The 17,389-nt window shown below is 37.7% G+C and carries 15 protein-coding genes and 1 tRNA gene; 6 read left to right on the top strand and 10 right to left on the bottom strand.

Annotated elements, in window-relative coordinates:
* Window positions 1-14 precede the first annotated feature (14 nt).
* From LV92_RS06175 to LV92_RS06165, 3 genes are all read left to right on the top strand, one after another.
* Window positions 15-965 carry a PorP/SprF family type IX secretion system membrane protein gene (locus tag LV92_RS06175; protein WP_111622763.1) on the top strand — a complete coding sequence of 317 codons (951 nt, stop codon included), beginning with the start codon at window positions 15-17 and terminating at the stop codon, window positions 963-965.
* Window positions 966-1,058: 93 nt separating this feature from the next.
* Window positions 1,059-1,415 (top strand): dihydroneopterin aldolase, encoded by a 357-nt coding sequence (gene folB / locus LV92_RS06170; RefSeq protein ID WP_111622983.1) that lies wholly within the window; start codon window positions 1,059-1,061, stop codon window positions 1,413-1,415.
* 51 nt (window positions 1,416-1,466) lie between these two features.
* Window positions 1,467-1,540 (top strand) — tRNA-Cys (locus LV92_RS06165).
* 557 nt (window positions 1,541-2,097) lie between these two features.
* Here LV92_RS06165 and LV92_RS06160 read toward each other — a convergent pair.
* From LV92_RS06160 to rnr, 3 genes are all read right to left on the bottom strand, one after another.
* The gene (locus LV92_RS06160) at window positions 2,098-2,760 is read right to left on the bottom strand and encodes a LysE family translocator (RefSeq protein WP_111622762.1); all 663 of its coding nucleotides are present in this window, start codon (window positions 2,758-2,760) and stop codon (window positions 2,098-2,100) included.
* A gap of 13 nt (window positions 2,761-2,773) precedes the next feature.
* Window positions 2,774-3,457, bottom strand: a complete 684-nt coding sequence (locus LV92_RS06155; protein WP_111622761.1) for a head GIN domain-containing protein — start codon at window positions 3,455-3,457, stop codon at window positions 2,774-2,776.
* 157 nt (window positions 3,458-3,614) lie between these two features.
* Window positions 3,615-5,804 carry a ribonuclease R gene (gene rnr, locus LV92_RS06150; RefSeq protein ID WP_111622760.1) on the bottom strand — a complete coding sequence of 730 codons (2,190 nt, stop codon included), beginning with the start codon at window positions 5,802-5,804 and terminating at the stop codon, window positions 3,615-3,617.
* 655 nt (window positions 5,805-6,459) lie between these two features.
* Between rnr and LV92_RS06145 the strand changes: the two genes are divergently transcribed.
* The gene (locus LV92_RS06145) at window positions 6,460-6,891 is read left to right on the top strand and encodes an RpiB/LacA/LacB family sugar-phosphate isomerase (protein WP_111622759.1); all 432 of its coding nucleotides are present in this window, start codon (window positions 6,460-6,462) and stop codon (window positions 6,889-6,891) included.
* A 172-nt stretch (window positions 6,892-7,063) separates the two neighbouring features.
* A complete protein-coding gene (locus LV92_RS06140) occupies window positions 7,064-7,504 on the top strand; it encodes a GNAT family N-acetyltransferase (protein WP_111622758.1) in 441 nt (146 codons plus the stop codon).
* Window positions 7,505-7,601: 97 nt separating this feature from the next.
* On the opposite strand, the gene LV92_RS06135 is transcribed toward LV92_RS06140, so the two are convergent.
* Window positions 7,602-7,976, bottom strand: a complete 375-nt coding sequence (locus LV92_RS06135) for a hypothetical protein (protein ID WP_111622757.1) — start codon at window positions 7,974-7,976, stop codon at window positions 7,602-7,604.
* 343 nt (window positions 7,977-8,319) lie between these two features.
* Here LV92_RS06135 and LV92_RS06130 point away from each other — a divergent pair, with 343 nt between their 5' ends.
* Window positions 8,320-9,522 (top strand): SH3 domain-containing C40 family peptidase, encoded by a 1,203-nt coding sequence (locus LV92_RS06130; RefSeq protein WP_111622756.1) that lies wholly within the window; start codon window positions 8,320-8,322, stop codon window positions 9,520-9,522.
* A gap of 7 nt (window positions 9,523-9,529) precedes the next feature.
* On the opposite strand, the gene LV92_RS06125 is transcribed toward LV92_RS06130, so the two are convergent.
* The 6 genes from LV92_RS06125 to LV92_RS06100 all read right to left on the bottom strand — a co-directional run bounded on the left by LV92_RS06125 (window position 9,530) and on the right by LV92_RS06100 (window position 17,292).
* Entirely contained in the window at window positions 9,530-10,558 is a 1,029-nt protein-coding gene (locus LV92_RS06125; RefSeq protein WP_111622755.1) for an SMP-30/gluconolactonase/LRE family protein, read from the bottom strand.
* A gap of 1 nt (window position 10,559) precedes the next feature.
* Window positions 10,560-11,882 carry a GntP family permease gene (locus LV92_RS06120; RefSeq protein WP_111622754.1) on the bottom strand — a complete coding sequence of 441 codons (1,323 nt, stop codon included), beginning with the start codon at window positions 11,880-11,882 and terminating at the stop codon, window positions 10,560-10,562.
* 39 nt (window positions 11,883-11,921) lie between these two features.
* Window positions 11,922-13,082: a galactonate dehydratase gene (gene dgoD, locus LV92_RS06115; protein WP_111622753.1), complete on the bottom strand. Its 1,161-nt coding sequence runs from the start codon at window positions 13,080-13,082 to the stop codon at window positions 11,922-11,924.
* Between the two features lie 172 nt (window positions 13,083-13,254).
* Window positions 13,255-14,316: a Gfo/Idh/MocA family protein gene (locus LV92_RS06110; RefSeq protein WP_111622982.1), complete on the bottom strand. Its 1,062-nt coding sequence runs from the start codon at window positions 14,314-14,316 to the stop codon at window positions 13,255-13,257.
* Between the two features lie 22 nt (window positions 14,317-14,338).
* Window positions 14,339-16,462 carry a pyrroloquinoline quinone-dependent dehydrogenase gene (locus LV92_RS06105; protein ID WP_111622752.1) on the bottom strand — a complete coding sequence of 708 codons (2,124 nt, stop codon included), beginning with the start codon at window positions 16,460-16,462 and terminating at the stop codon, window positions 14,339-14,341.
* 170 nt (window positions 16,463-16,632) lie between these two features.
* Window positions 16,633-17,292, bottom strand: a complete 660-nt coding sequence (locus LV92_RS06100; RefSeq protein WP_111622751.1) for an SGNH/GDSL hydrolase family protein — start codon at window positions 17,290-17,292, stop codon at window positions 16,633-16,635.
* Window positions 17,293-17,389: the final 97 nt, after the last annotated feature.

The following is a 17,389-nucleotide window of genomic DNA, read 5'->3' as shown; positions in this document are numbered from 1 at the left end:
TAACCTAATAAACAATGCGCAGTAAACTATTAATCTTTGTGCTACTTTTAAGTACCTTGATCACTCGTGCCCAAGAACTTAATTCGCCCCAGCTTTCACAATATTTGGCAGACAATCCCTTTGTACTTTCCCCAACATACGCAGGTATTGGTGACCACGTGAAAATTAGGTTGAACGGACTTGCGCAATGGGTTGGTATTAAGGATGCTCCTAGGACCCAATCCCTTGCAGCCGATATGAGGTTAGGGGAAAAATCGGGAATAGGTTTATTTCTATACAACGATTCCAATGGCTATACCAAACAACAAGGTGCACGTATATCCTTTGCCCACCATTTAACTCTGGACCGTTACGAGGACGAATTTTTATCCTTTGGTATCTCCTATAATTTTAATCAATTTAGATTGGATGTAGAAGAATTTATAGATGCCGGTTTTGATCCAGGCGTAACCGATGACAGATCCACTTCCAACCATAACTTTGATGTTGGTCTTTTGTACCGAAAAAATTCCTTTTATTTCAGTGTAAATGCCTCCAACGTTATCAACAAGGATGTATATATTTTCGATCCCATCTATGAACCCAACAAACTTAGAAATTTCTATGCCTATACTGGATACCGATATAAAAAATCCAGAAACAGCAATATGGAAATAGAACCATCCCTTTTATACAAAATATTTGAAAGTGACGGCAGATCCGAAGCGGATTTAAACCTAAAATTTAGATGGTACGATTTTGAGGATTACTATTATGCAGGTGTTACCTACCGTTTTTTAAATGACCAAATAGGACGGCCACTATACATAGCTCCTTTGGCCGGACTTAAAAAAAGCAATTTCTATTTCGGATATTCCTATCAGATCATACTTAACGAAATATTAGGCTATAGTACAGGTACCCACGTGGTAACTATTGGAGTAGACCTATTCCAAGGTATAAGCAATTGCAGATGTACCTACTAATACCATGCCTTTAATAATTGCAACCCTAAAATATTTCTAAAATCCATTCTTTTAAGTTTAGATTGATTTAATTTTGTACAAATTATTAATGTGTTGGGGAAAGTAAGGGTAAGCAATATAAAAGTCTATGCCAATCATGGTTGTCTTAAGGAAGAGACTATTATTGGAAGTAATTACCAAGTAAATGTTGAAGTAGATGCCGATTTAAAAAAGGCATCACAAACCGATGAACTTTCGAAAACGGTTGATTACGTACATATAAATTATATCGTAAAGGAAGAAATGTCTATTCCTTCCAAACTATTGGAACATGTGGCACAACGCATTCTAAATAGAATATTTGTCGAAATACCCATAGCTAAAAAAGTAAAAGTTGCGGTCTCAAAAATCAACCCCCCAATTGGTGGGGATGTCCAAGAAGTAACCATAATACTTAAATCCAAAAGATAAAGCTTTTAATTTTTGAAACATAAAAAAAGTATTACCTTTGCACTGCAAAAAGGCATTGTGGCCGAGTGGCTAGGCAGAGCTCTGCAAAAGCTTGTACAGCGGTTCGAATCCGCTCGATGCCTCCAAAACCTTCATCTTTACAGATGAAGGTTTTTTTGTTCTGTAAAGAAAATACATCCTAAAATCATAACCATTAGTTGCGCTTATTCAATAATTGAGGGATTCATCCTTGATTGGAAAGTTTGATCCCAATTTCTACAAGATAAATTTGTTCAAGGTTTCCTTGTTGCCTATCGTGTCATTGCATTTTAAAACGTGTTCATTTTCAGTCTCGCAGGATAAAAACAATTAGGAAAAAGAGACTAAACAAAGTATCAATACCTTGGATTTATTAAACCATTTCCTTAAAACACGGTATAGGAGATAAACAATACCAAGCAATAATACGATCATAAAAATTTGCCAAGACATGATTTTCATAACTTCTTTTTTAATCGGTTATGAGTGCAATTTATATTTGTTTGACAAAAAACAGTTTATCTTAACGTAGTGTCTATGTAAATAAATTCCTATATTTTTTTATAGGTTATCTACTCTTATACAAATGGGCCAGGTTGTTATGCAACCTTCTATGTTTCAGGGTCTAGATTCTCAATACTCACTTCTAAGTATCTTTATTTTACTACTTTATAAGTTCTATTCCCTTTTCTATATTTAATTGATCTTTGGGGAGAAAGCCTTTTATTATCAAAACCAATCCACAAATAACAAGGACTATCCCAATGCCTTTTTTAACCAAAAGAATTCGCCTTTTGGTTAATTTTTTACGCAATTGTTTGGCCAATAATATTTTAAAGATATCAGTAACAAAATAGGCCCCGATCATAGCGGAGAAGAAAAGTATTATTCTCTTGGGATCATTATCCAGACTAGGCCCTACAACAATAATAATACCCAACCAAAATACCAAAACGCCAATATTTATAAAGTTCAGCAAGAATCCCTTGACACACAAACTTAAATAATCACCTTTCGTTATCCTTATTTTGGTTTCATGTTTAACAGACTCTTTCTTAAATACATTGGTGAGCCCATAAACCAATAAAATGGTACCTCCAAAAACATAAAGTCCAGGATGATTGCTAAGATTTTCCAACAACTGAAAACTGCTAAAATAGGCTAAAGAAATAAAAACAACGTCGGCAACAATTACACCAACATCAAAACACAGTGCGGCCCTAAATCCTTTAATAGCACTGGTTTCGAGAAGTACAAAAAAAACAGGCCCTATCATAAAGCTCAACAATAAGCCTAATGGAATAGCTGCCTGAATATCCTCGATCATAAAATTTTATTACTTACATTCTGGTAATCTTTCCTCCAAAAACCGTTTTTTCTTCCATTTTGGCAGGATTGCCATAAACCATAACCTCTCCACCAGCCTTTACTGCGGCCTTTACATAATCACTTGCAAACACTTCTGCCCTAGAACCAGCATTTACATTGATTGTACTAAATTTAGTTTTGAAATCCTTACCCTTGTAGACACCTCCTGTATTTATTTGAACATCTTGAATATTGGAAGAACCCGAAGCAGAAATAATTCCTCCAGTAACACTTTTTATAAGCATTTGGTCTACTTGGGCACTGATGATCAACTCTCCACCTTCCTGAGCCTTTAATTCCAAAATATCCTGTCTTATAGGCTCTTTGGAAGAAATCCTCGCATCCTCATTAGTATCAATAACAACAAGTTTTTCAGTATAATGGACATCCACGAAAGTTCTATAGCCGCTGAATAGTTTAGTTACTTCCATTCTAATCTTAAGCACTCCATCATTGTTTACAATAGCAACATTGCCAGTATTGGCACCAGTAATCACAGCCTTGTTAACATCGGATTTTATAAGGTTCACGGACAATCCATCAAAAGCCTTAACTTCTTTGAACGGTTGTAAATTCTGAGTTACCTTTTCATTTTGCGACCTCAGTGATTGGGTGGCAACCAGTAACAAAAGCATTACTATTAATTTCTGATCCATTTTCTTAGAGCTATAGTTTATTGGCTAATTATAATTAACCAATAAACATTTTTTGCGGACTAAATCCGTAAAACACATTTATGCAATGGCAACACTTTTTTTTAAACTTATAGAGTTACCTCCTTGAGTTAAACAAATTCCGTTCCAAAACAAAAATTTAGGCGTTTTTTCCAATTAAGGAAAAATCCAAATGGCGCTTTATTAAATCTGTACTCTTAACCATTACAATAACTTCATCTCCCAATTGATAGGTTTTCTTGGTTTTTTCACCAACTATAGCGTACTCCTTTTCGTCAAAGGTATAATAATCATCCTTTATATCCCTAATTCTCACCATTCCTTCGCACTTATTCTCAATGATCTCTACATAAAGTCCCCATTCGGTAACCCCGGAAATTACACCTACAAACTCTTGATCCTGGTGATCTTCCATAAATTTTATCTGCATATATTTTATGGAATCGCGCTCTGCATTTGCAGCCAAACTTTCCATATCAGAAGAATGCTTACATTTTATTTCATAAGGTTCTGCCTTTGGAGTTTCCCCCCCGTCCAAATAATGCTGTAATAACCTATGTACCATTACATCCGGGTACCTTCTAATTGGCGAGGTAAAATGCGTATAATAATCAAAGGCCAAACCATAATGACCAATATTGTCCACTGTGTAAATTGCCTTGCTCATACTTCGTATGGCCAGAGTATCCACTAGGTTCTGTTCCTTTTTCCCTTTTACATCCTCCAATAGTTGGTTCAAGGAATTACTTATAGACTTTTTATCCTTAAAGTCCAGCTTATGTCCAAAACGTGATATTATCCCGTTAAGAGCCATTAATTTATCCTCATTAGGCTCATCATGTACCCTATAAACAAAAGGCTTAACCGGTTTTTGCTTTCCTATAAATTGTGCCACCCTTCTATTGGCCAGTAGCATAAACTCCTCTATAAGCTTATTGGCATCCTTGGATTCCTTAAAATAAACTCCTTCAGGTTCCATTTTTTCGTTAAGATTAAAACGTACCTCAATTTTATCGAAAGATATGGCTCCCTGTTGCATACGTTTATCCCTCATTATCTTGGCAAGTCGGTCCATGGTCAAAGTAGCATCAACAACCTCATCGCTAACAGTATAAGCACCGTCCCTTATGGATATCTCCAAAGGAATTGAACCTTTCCCGGTCTCTATAATATGTTGTGCCTCTTCATAGGCAAATCTCTGATCGGAATTAATTACGGTACGTCCAAACCATTCATTCTTTATAGCCGCTTTTCCATCAATTTCAAAAATGGCAGAAAAGGTATATTTTTCCTCATTAGGACGAAGGGAACAGGCGTTATTGGATAATACCTCTGGTAACATGGGTACAACACGGTCCACCAAATAAACAGAAGTTGCCCTATCATAGGCTTCATCATCAAGGATAGTATCCGGTATTAAATAATGGGACACATCTGCAATATGAATTCCAATTTCATAATTACCATTTTCCAATATCCTAAAGGAAAGGGCATCATCAAAATCTTTGGCATCCTTGGGATCAATAGTAAAAGTCAAAGTTTCCCTAAGATCCCTTCTTTTAGCTATTTCTTCCTGTTTTATACTGGTATCCAATGTATTGGCAAACATATCTACTTCCACTGGAAACTCATATGGCAAACCATATTGGGCTAATATAGAATGTATTTCTGTATTATGTTCCCCTGGTTTCCCCAATACTTGAGTTATGGTTCCAAAAGGAGAATCCGCATTATCTGGCCATTCATTTATTTCTACAATTACCTTGTCTCCATCCTCGGCCGTTGAATATTTATTCTTTGCTACGAAAATATCCGTATACATTCTGTAATCTGTAGGGCGCACAAAAGCAAAATCCTTTTGCATATCTACGATACCAACAAAAGAAGTCTTATCACGTGAAACGACTTTTGTAATTTCCCCTTCTAATTTTTTTCCTTTTCTTCTAGGAAAAATATATACTTCTACAACATCTCTGTGAAAAGCTTTTTTTAATTTATTGAACGGAACAAAAACATCATCATCCAAACCTTCAACTACAATGTAAGCATTTCCTCTTCCTGTAATATCTACGGTACCGGTATGGTACGTCTTAGTAGAAGCTACAGCTTTGTACGAACCTCTTCCTTCTTCCAATATTCTTTTCTTTTCTTTTAATTCCACCAATCTCTTGATCAGAGTGTTTCTATCATTTGCCTCTACAACTCCTATTTTAGCAGCAATTTGCTTATAATTAAAAGATTTTTCCGGCTCTTTTTCAAGAACCGTAAAAATACCTCTGGTTATTTCGTTTTTTCTTTGATTTTTGTTTCTCTTGTTATTCTTTGACATTAACACTTTTATTTTTGGAAAATTACGAATTATAATCCATTGTCTTTAGATTCCAATTTTAAGTTTCCTTCTTCTTTAATAAATATTGTTATCAACATTTATATTATATATATGTTTTCTTTTTTCTAAAATTTAAAATAAAATGGTGATTATGATGGCTTGTTTATAGTGGATATAAATATTTACCTTTAAACTTGCTTTAAACCATTAAATAAGTTTATTGACAATTTATACAGAGAGTAAAGATTATAAATCAAGCCTTTAAATGGGTTATTAATATTTGTTGACAACCCATATGAACATAAAATTATTGAAAAGTTAATGTTACGCGAGTGTTAATTACTTCTATTAATTATTTAATATCTTTCTATAAGAATGTAAGAAGTAAATTATTCTTTTACGATAACATTTTGTAAAGCAAAATTAAGGCGGATAATAAAAATTTAATATTTACTTTTTATAAGTAGTTTGTTAACAATGAGTAATTATCACTAAACGACTAAATAACAATGCTTTTCGGTTTTATTAAAATTTATGTTGTTAATAACCCAGTTTCTGTGGTGAAACCATAGGTATTTGTACATTTGTGTGAATAGAACTACTTATTTGGTATAATTTTTATTTTACTTAATTCATTAATAACCATCCTTGAACAATGAAAATAGCAATTGGTAATGATCATGCTGGTACTGAATATAAACTTGCCATTATTGGATTGTTGAAATCTATGGGTATAGAAGTAATAAATCATGGTACCGATGGATCTGACAGTGTTGATTATGCGGATTTTGTACATCCTGTAGCCATTGAAGTGGAGGAAGGAAATGCAGATTTGGGTATTATTATTTGTGGCAGTGGCAATGGAGTATCAATGACAGCCAACAAACATCAAAAAATTAGGGCCGCTTTATGTTGGACAATCGAAATAGTAAAATTGGCCAAGGAGCATAATGATGCCAATATATTAAGTTTGCCTGCCAGATTTATTTCCTTACCACAGGCATTGGAAATGGTGAAAACATTTTTGAACACTTCTTTTGAAGGTGGTCGCCATGAAAGAAGAATAGAGAAAATTCCCTGTAATTAAAATAATTACTTCATTACCAAATAGTTATAGGGTGTATTATGTAGCATTCTTTTTTCCGGGTTCTTAAATAAATGATGAGGCTGTATTTTGTAATCCCGAAATTTAGCTGTTGATTAAACTATCTAATTTTTTAAAATTGAAGGCTACTTATATTATTGTTGATATATAAAGTATGAGAACTGAAATAAAAAGATTCCAGGAACTTGATATACAGCAGTTATATGATGTGCTACAATTGCGTAGTGAAGTATTTGTAGTGGAACAAGATTGTGTGTACCAGGATATAGACTATAAAGATCAGCTTGCCCTTCATATAATTGGGTATAAGAACAATAAAATTGTAGCTTATACCAGAGTTTTTAAACAAGGGGACTACTTTAAGGAGGCAAGTATTGGTAGGGTCGTGGTACGAAAATCTGAACGTCAATATGGATATGGCTTGGAAATAATGGAGGCATCCATAGAAACAATATTTAAAAATTTTGGAACTACTCTCATACATATTTCTGCCCAGAAATATTTGACCAAGTTTTACACTTCCCTTGGGTTTAAGGTAGTTGGTGAAGAGTATTTGGAGGATGGTATACCCCATGTTGGAATGATCAAGGAATAGCCTTATTGAGTATAAATCCTTTATTTTGCGAAATTTAAACCATAAAAAAAGAGCTGTATTTTACAGCTCTCAGTGTATATATTATTAGTATTCTAATTTATATTTTGATAGGTGTTTTATCACTTAAATTGATATCCTCCAACATATTATCGGTAAATTTATAGTGTCCTTTAGTGGTGATAATTTTGAAACGATTGGAATTCATTCGGCTTAAGGTATCCAAAAACAACCATTTGGATTTCAATAATAATGGTCTTTCGGATTTTAAACTAATCTCGAAATAATATTTTTTGCCATTTTTCAAGGCTACAATATCCGGGGTAATTTTGGTGTCGCTGCCTCTTTTTAAATAGGATTTTGGACAATCATAACCTTCAATATCCGCCTTGATTTTTTCAAAACCGTGCGCTTCCAAGTGGGAAATGGACTTCTTTAGGAACTCCTCGTTTGCTGATTTTTCAATTTTTATCATAATTGTAATGTATAAAAAAATTCGATTAAAAGCAAATAAATACGCTGATTAACAGTTATTTAAGTGTATTTTAACAAATTAGTGGACATTAAGGAAACGAATCTAATTTAATTCAAGATAATTGCCATTTAATGTGGATGTTTTAATTGGTATAGGGAATAGTAATTTGAGTAAGGTCCCCATTTTGTTGCACTATGTTTTATTAGATTTCTTTTGAGATACCAGTACCTAAAAACCGGGGAATAAATTAAATTTTGTAACTGCGCTGCCCCGTATTCCTTAAATTTTTATAATTTTCCAAGTTCCAAATAAGATTTTGTATTAACAATCATAGATTTTTTTAATGAATCGCTGCCGAAAAGGAATAAACTTTATACTAATTACATTAGTTATTCTATTCATATCCTGTGAACAAAAGGTTGATAAGGATGAGCTTACCATCAATACAATAATTGAAGACGTAAAACAGGAATTTGCCCCGGACAAAAGGGTAGCCCTGTTTGATATGGAATATGTTAGGAAGGGTAATGAAACTATTCTAAAGGGAGAGTCCAACCTACCCGAGGCCGTTGCCAGCTTTAAGCAAAAGCTGGATGAGCAAAAAATAACCTATATAGATAGCATTCAATTATTGCCTAGATCCAATTTAAATGGTTTTACCCAAGGTCTTATTACGATATCCGTAGCCAATTTACGTGGTAAACCGGCACATTCATCGGAATTGGTTACCCAGGCTACTTTGGGGACTCCTGTGAAGATTTTTAAGGAAGAAGATGACTGGTATTTGATTCAGACTCCGGATAAATATTTGTCCTGGGTAGATAGGGGAGGTATAAAGCCATTATCAAAAGAAAAGTTTACGCAGTGGAAATCTACTCCTAAAGTTATATACACCAATACTATAGGTCATTCTTACACCGAACCTAATAAAGATAGCCAAGTTATTTCCGATATGGTTGCAGGAGGTGTTTTGGAACGAATAGGAGAAGAAAAGGATTTTTATTATGTGGCTTTTCCAGATGGAAGAAAGGCTTATGTTACCAAAACAGAATCTATGAATTATGAATCTTGGTTGGCGGCATTGGATCCCGGTCAGGAATCCTTGGTAAATACTTCCAAAACTTTAATGGGCGTACCATATTTATGGGGGGGTACCTCTACCAAAGGAGTAGACTGTAGTGGTTTTACCAAAACTATTTATTTTTTAAACGGCATTGTTTTACCAAGGGACGCTTCCCAGCAAATACATACGGGCAAGGAGATAGATGCGGTTAAGGATTTTGATAAGTTGGAGCCGGGAGATTTATTGTTTTTTGGAAAACCGGCAACAGATACCACCAAGGAACGTGTCATCCATGTAGGGATGTGGATAGGTAATAACGAATTCATCCATTCTGCCGGAAGAGTACATATAAGCAGTGTGGACAAAGATGCCCCAAATTTTGACGAGTACAACCTTAATAGATATTTACGCTCCAATCGTTATCTCAAGGAACCTAAGGATGGATTGATAGAGCTTGCCAAAACCCCTGTTTTTAAGGACTGACCCAAGCTTATTTTAGGTCCACAGCCATTACAAAGTCGTCCGCAGTGATATAAAGTCTTTTCTCTTCGGTATCAAAAGCACAATTGGCCGTAGCCTGTCCCGTATGGATTCTGGCCAAGGCTTTTCCTTTGGGATTAAATATCCATACCCCGCCCGGTCCTGTGGCAAATAAGATTCCATTGCTGTTTATTTTTAATCCGTCTGGCAAACCTTGTTGACCTTCTTTACCAATTAGTTCTGTTACCTCATAAAAGAGCTTTTTATCGTTTACCTTTCCAGGCTCCGGAAGTTTATATTGGTACCAAGCAGCATGTTCCGGATCTGAATTTGCTACGTAAAGGACATTACCATCCGGGGATATTCCTATTCCGTTAGGACGGGAAATAGAGTCGAGCAGTATTAATTCTCCGTTAGTCATTAGGCAATAAATTCCTTGAAAATCCAATTCTTTGCCTTCATCATCCATTCTTTTTGGCAGTCCATAGGGTGGATCCGTAAAATAGAGGTTGCCATTATTATCGAATGTGGCATCATTGGGGCTGTTCAATTTCTTGCCCATATAGGAATCAACTAGGGTAGTAAAGTCGGATGAAGGAGAACTTAACGGTGCATTCATTTTGGCTACTTGACGATTCCCGTGTTGCATGAGCACCAACTCCCCATCTTTATTTAGCAAAAGTCCATTAGAGCCCGGTTCTTCCCCTGTAAAATCGGTTCCTGAAAACCCGGAGTGATGCAAGTAGGTGACCGTATCGTTATTTTTTGGGTCCAACTTATAGACTTTATTGTTGGGGATATCCGAAAATAATAAATAATTGCCGTCTTTGATCCATAGTGGCCCCTCGGTCCAGGCGAAACCACTGGCAAGGATTTCAATTTTAGATTTCGGATCTATAATCTGTAGGGCTTCTGCATCCAAAATCTCTATAGACATGGGAGAAGGGTTGGCTTCAACGGCTATGGTTTTTTTATTCGATTCCTTACATGCCCCTAATAAAAGGGCCGAGCCTACAATAATTGCTGTTATTTTTTTCATTTTAGTGCATTATTTTAACGATGATAGTGATGACGGTCATTGCGGTGGCACCTAGGACAAAGGTCCCGGCCGATTGGATCTGATAGCCTTGTTTTACGTTCATTCCGGTAAGTTGTGTAAGTACCCAAAAGAAACTGTCGTTTACGTGCGATACTACAGAAGCACCTGCACCTATAGACAAAACAGTCATTGTGGCCATAAAGGGGTCGTTAAGACCCAAAGCAGGCATTAATGGGGCTATGATGGAAGCTGTGGTTACCAAGGCCACTGTGGACGAGCCCTGGGTGGTCTTAAGACAGGCAGCCAAAAGAAAAGGCAGGAACAGGCCCAATTCCATTCCGGTAAATTCTGAGGTGATGGTATCTGCAATTCCTGAATTCTGTAACATTTTACCAAAAATTCCTCCAGCTCCAGTAATAAAAATTATGGGGGCCGCCTCCCTTAAGGATTCTCCAAACCAACCTGTGGAGGAGAAAATCTTTTCGTCCAATTTTTTGGGCAATACAAGGGACAATAAAACGCCGATCAAAAGAGCAATTACGGGCGTGCCCATGAATGAAATAACTGTCTTTACCGGTGAGGGTTCAAAGGTAAATTCCGGATAATCCATGACCGACTTAAGGATAATGAGTACAATAGGAATTACTATGGCCAATAAGGATTTCCATAGGGCCGGTTGCTCCTGTTGTGTTGTCACAGCTTCGAGCGTTATAGGAATATTGATTCGTGATGCAAATTTGGTGGCAAAGAAATAACAGGCAATTAGTGAAATACTACTGATCAATAAGCCCCATATCATAACACTTCCCAAATCTGCCCCTAAAATACCGGCTGCAGCAATAGGCCCTGGGGTAGGTGGCACCATGGTATGCGAAGCGGTTAATCCCAATGCCAGGGCCGCGGTGGTACCTGCAAAGGAAACACCTGCCTTGGAGGAGAGCACCTTGTTTAAAGGGTTCATTATCAGCAATGCACTGTCCGCAAATACGGGGATGGATAGGATATAACCAGTTAGCAACATGGCCAAATGAATGGATTTTGCACCTATTAGTTGTAAAATTTTGGAGGCAATAACAAAGGCTCCGCCGGATTTTTCTAAAACCTTGCCAATGGTAACTCCAAACAGGATTATAAGCCCAATTTTACCCATGATATCCCCAAATCCGTTATTTATGGAATTGATTATGGATTCTATATCCATTCCCGTCATAAAGCCGTAGGCTATGGCAGAGAAAAGAAGGACAAAAAAGGGATGCACTTTAAATTTGATAATACCCACAATCAATAGGGCAAGGGAAAGTACTAAGGCTATAAGGTAACTCATGGTTTTTTGGTTGGTTATTGGTATTATTCGGTTATAATTTTACCATTCGGTAAAGTTTCCATCGGGTCCGCGCCATATGGGGTTGGACCAATTATGGCCAATTTTATGACCTTCCCTTAATTTTTCTTCATTCATTTCAACCCCCAATCCTGGTTTCTGAAATAGATCAATATAACCATCCTTGATATCAAAAATTTCAGGATTAAGAACATAGTCCAATAGGTCGAAACCTTGATTATAATGGATACCTATACTGTTTTCCTGAATAAAGGCATTGGCGGAAACAAAGTCGACATGTAATGCGGAAGCCAAGGATATAGGCCCCAACGGACAATGGGGGGCCAAAGCTACATCATAGGCTTCGGCCATTGTAGCAATGCGCCTTACCTCGGAAATGCCTCCAGCGTGACTAAGGTCGGGCTGAATAATATCCACCACCCCTTCTTCCAGAATTTTCTTAAAATCCCAACGGGAGAACATTCTTTCCCCTGTGGCAATAGGGATGCTGGTGTAGGCATAAATATGCTTTAAGGCGTCATTGTTTTCGCTAAGTACGGGTTCTTCAATAAACATAGGTTCATAAGGAGCTAGCTCGTCTATAAGCCTTTTTACCATGCCTTTATGTACACGGCCATGAAAGTCGAGTCCTATATCCAAATCGGTCCCGAACTCCTCTCTTAATAATCTAATGTTGTTGGACACCTGTTTTACATCTTTCAATGTAGAAATCCAATCCATACCCCCGGTAGCGTTCATTTTTACCGCTTGGAAACCGGCCTTTACCTTTTCGTGCGCCTGTTCCAATAAAACCTCTGGATGATCTCCGCCGATCCAGCAGTACATTTTCATTTTATGGCGCACTGCCCCGCCCAATAGATCGTAGACAGGAACACCAAGAAATTTCCCCTTTATATCCCAAAGTGCCTGATCAATACCGGAAAGGGCGCTCATAAGGATGGGACCCCCTCTATAAAACCCTCCACGGTAGAGTATTTGCCATATGTCTTCAATATTTGAGGCCGACTTGCCAATGATATACTGCTGAAGTTCCATTACGCAGGCGGCCACAGTATCTGCCTTACCTTCCACAACAGGTTCGCCCCAACCAATAATACCTTCCTTGGTGGTCACCTTAACAAACAGCCACCTTGGCGGGACTTTGAATAGTTCAATTTTTTCAATAATAAGTTGTTCCTTCATAATGATTTTACAAATTTTTAGACCTCTGTGGGGGGGTCAAAACTTGTTTTTATTGGTTGGTATTTATATAGTTCAAAGTCAATACCTAAAGCCTTGAATTTAAGGTAAAAGGGAAATAAATATAACTAAATGTTATGAATATTAAGAACTTTGGAATTTTTAAACAATTTAATTAGAGCTCAATAGTTTTTCCGGTTCGTACAGACTCATCGGCAGCCAAGACAATTTTTAGACTATTAATGGCATCCTTTAAATGTGATGATAAATCATCATCGTTCTTAATGGCGTTCAACAAGAACTTCTGTTCCAGTAGACAAAGTCCGTCATGATCCGGCTCATCTTCGGTTTTTATAAAGTCGTCTTTTTTTACAAAATCCCCGTCCTTGGTCAATTCGCTGTAATGGAGTTGTAGACTTCCTGTTTTTGTATGTCCCTCTATATCTTGGGAACTATCTTTGGGTTTGTCCGAAATGGAAACAGCTCCTTTTGGGCCAATTACATCCTTTATAAACACTGCTGTTTCGCTCATCATAGGTCCCCATCCGGCTTCGTACCATCCTACGGATCCGTCTTTAAAACGCACTTGTAATTGACCATAGTTGTACATTTTGGGATCAATTTCTTTGCTCAAATTGGCTCCAATGGCACTGACACTAATTGGAATGGATTGGGTCATTAAACACATAATATCCACATAATGAACGCCGCAATCTACTATTGGGGACATGGAATTCATTAGTTGCTTATGGGTATACCATTTGTCCCCCGAACTTTGTTGGTTTAAGTTCATGCGCATTACCAAGGGCTTGCCAAGGGTACGGGCAACTTCCACAAACTTGGTCCACGACGGATGTACCCTAAGAATATATCCGACCACCATTTTTCTGTTTTTTTCCTTTGCCAAAGCCACTAGTTCCTCGGCCTCTTCTACCGTTAGGGCAAGTGGTTTTTCTACGAATACATGTGCGCCTGCCTTAAGACTTTTTCTAACATAATCGGCATGGGTGTCCGGATAGGTGTTTATGGATACCACATCCGGTTTTGAGTGCCTCAGGGCGGTGTCAAAATTATCATAGGTAGGCAATCCTCCCAATTCCTTGGATAATTTCTCCCTACTTTCCGGTTTACGGCTTACCAGTCCAACAATTTCAAATTCCGAGAGTTGGTGATAGGCTCTGGCATGGGAAACACCCATATTTCCACAACCTACAACAAGTGTTTTAAGTTTGTTCATTTTCTTTATGTATATAATTTCTTTATTCAAGAGAAAAGGCAATAATCCTATTCCCTTTTTCAGTACCTAATTTTTCGCCGCCACAGGCTATGGCAATATACTGTTTGCCATTTACTTCATACATGGCGGGCGTTGCAAATGCTGCAGCGGGAAGTTTGTATTCCCAAAGAAGCTCCCCATTCTTTTTATTAAAAGCTCTAAAATATCCGTCTTTTGTGGCACCAATAAACAAAAGTCCGTTTTCGGTAACTACTGCACCGCCATAGTTTTCTGAACCTGTCTGAGGAAATCCCTTTTCTTTCAGGCTCATTGTTTCTCCAAACGGTTTGGACCATAGGTAATCACCGGAATTTAGGTCTATTGCATGCAATGTACCCCATGGCGGGGATATGGCAGGCAGTCCATTGCTGTCTAGGAACTTTTTATATCCCTTGTGTTTATAAGTTGATTTTATAGTTTTTGTTTTGTTCTCGGCAACAATTTGAGGAATCTCTTCCCCAAATAAAAATTGTATCAAAGCTTCCATTTCCTTTTTTTCAATTTCAGGAAAACCTGTCATCATGCCTTTTCCTTTTTTTATGGTCAGGGCAAGGGCCTCTTTATCATGGGTCGATTTTAGCTTCGTTAACGAAGGATATCCACTTGCCACATTACCCTTACGGTCTTTTTGATGGCATACAACGCAATATTTGTTATAGGCATATTCCCCTGGAGCCAAGTTGGTTTTTAAGGTATCTTTGTCCATTTGAAGGAACCAGGCCATTTCATTGGAATTTACGTACAAAATGCCATCTTCGGGATCGGCAGCGGCACCTCCCCATTCTGCAGCACCATCGTACCCAGGAAGAAGAAGCACAGGATCCAGACTGGGCGGGGCATAGATTTTTTTGTCCGCCTTACTGAAAAGGGCCAATAATTCTTCCTTGTTTTCCGCGTAGGGACTAAGGTCTTTTTCGGTCAACAAATTGGATTGTCTTGCAAATGGTTTGGGCTTGGAAGGAAAAGGTTGGGTTGCCCATGCTTTTTCTCCTTCCAAAGTGGATGGAGGTACCGGTATTTCCTCAATATCAAACAAAGGCTCTCCCGTTATCCTGTTAAAAAGAAAAACATACCCCTGCTTGGTTACTTGTGCCACTGCGGGAATTTTTCCCCCAGCTCTGGTTACGGTCAAAAGGTTAGGGGGTGCCGGTGGATCTCTATCCCATAAGTCGTGATGGGTAAATTGATAATGCCAAAGCAGTTTTCCTGTTTGTGCGTCTAAAGCCAATAAAGAATTGGCATAAAGATTACTACCTTTTCTGTCGCCACCATAAAAATCCGGCGCTGCGGAACCTGTAGGCACGTATAGGATTCCTGTTGCTTCATCCAGGGCCATACCTGCCCAGTTGTTGGCGGCGCCAACGGTGTCGCTTTTATAGCTATCCGGATCTTCCCATGTGTCGTTACCAGGTTCTCCGGGATATGGTATGGTGTGGAAGGCCCATTCCAATTGGCCCGTTATTACATTAAAAGCCATGATATCTCCCGGTGCGGCACCACTGCCTTCCGAGAGCCGGATAGGCATTACAATTAAATCCCTGTAAATGGTTCCAGGAGTGTTCGAGACTACAAATTTATCCCTTGCGCTAGTTGGTAATCCGGAGTGGAGATCGATTTTTCCATTTTCCCCGAAGGAAGAAATAGGCGTACCTGTTATGGCATTTAGGGCAAAAAGATTGGAGCCCTGGGTAAAGAGAATACGTTTATCATCATCTTTTGCCCAATACGCTACGCCCCTGCTAGTGGAATTTGTAAGTTGTAATGAATCTCCAAATCTCCATATCTCCTTCCCAGTTCCAGCGTTCAATGCCACTGCCCGTAAAGCTGCCGTAACCCCGTACAAAATGGTATCCACTACTATAGGGTTCATTTGCATTTGACCACTATCAGGAGCAGAGTAGGACCAGGCCATCTTGAGTTGGACAACGTTGTCCAAGGTAATTTGTGATAGAGTGGAAAAATGGTTGCGATCTGGCCCACCCAAATAGGAGGTCCAAGTAGTGTATCTATAAATGTCCGTTTTGGTGGAATTATCAAGGTGGCAACTTATTAAACAAATGGCCGCTATGATTATTAACGATAAATGCTTTGTGGCTTTAAGCGACATTGGCGGTGGTTTTATCGCTTAAATTAATTAATTTTTAAGTATTAAAGCGTTATTTCTTTGTGTACTATGAACTAATATTTTGGACTGGGATACAATCTTTCTTTCCCTAATTGATACAAACCCCATAAAAGGCGAGTGGATTAGACTTTAGAAAAGCATATGTATTTACACTATAACTCTTTCAAGGTTTTGTTGAGCACAGGAATAATAAGCTCGCCAAGTTCTTTATATCCCTCCTTGTTATAATGAACGTCTTGATCCCCCAAACCATTTTTGTGGTGGATGGCAATGGATTTTTTGTAGATATCGTTAATTATAACACTATTTTTTTTCATTACGGACTTTGCAATTGCATTGTATATGGCAACGTCCTTAGAAAATCTACCTACTTCATTAAGAGGAACATAGGTAGTGGTTACAAATATCAATTTAGCTGAGGTACTGGTTTTGAGGATACTCACCAACTCTTCCAGATTTTGTCTATAGGTTTTCAGATCATTGGTTAAGGTACCCTTAATTTTATCTCTATTTCCGTAGACTTTGGAATCTGGATGTCGGTAACAAAGATCCCATAATCCCCAATTGAATTGGATAATATCCCAATCTTCTTTACCTATCCAATCTTTGATTTTCTCCAATCCTGTCCCTGTATGTTGAGCGTTGCCAGGATTGTGCATAACTATTGCCTTGGTGGCCAGTGCTTCTTTTACCTTTGAAAAATAACCTATGGAAATAGAGTCGCCTATGATTAATATTTTAGGTTCTTTAGGTTTGTATCCCAGACAAAGAAAAACACATAAGGCTATTAGGAAGTAAAATTTGTTCTTCATCCTTTTGATCTTTATAAAGGAGAAAAGTAATTAAAAAATATAGAACGGTAATGGCTAGGGTGCCATAAGGTCGGTACTTTTTGTTTATGAAAACCAA

Origin of the sequence: Arenibacter echinorum (genome assembly GCF_003259375.1) — a bacterium.
Lineage (GTDB): Bacteria > Bacteroidota > Bacteroidia > Flavobacteriales > Flavobacteriaceae > Arenibacter > Arenibacter echinorum.
This window is presented reverse-complemented; position numbering and strand designations above follow the sequence as displayed.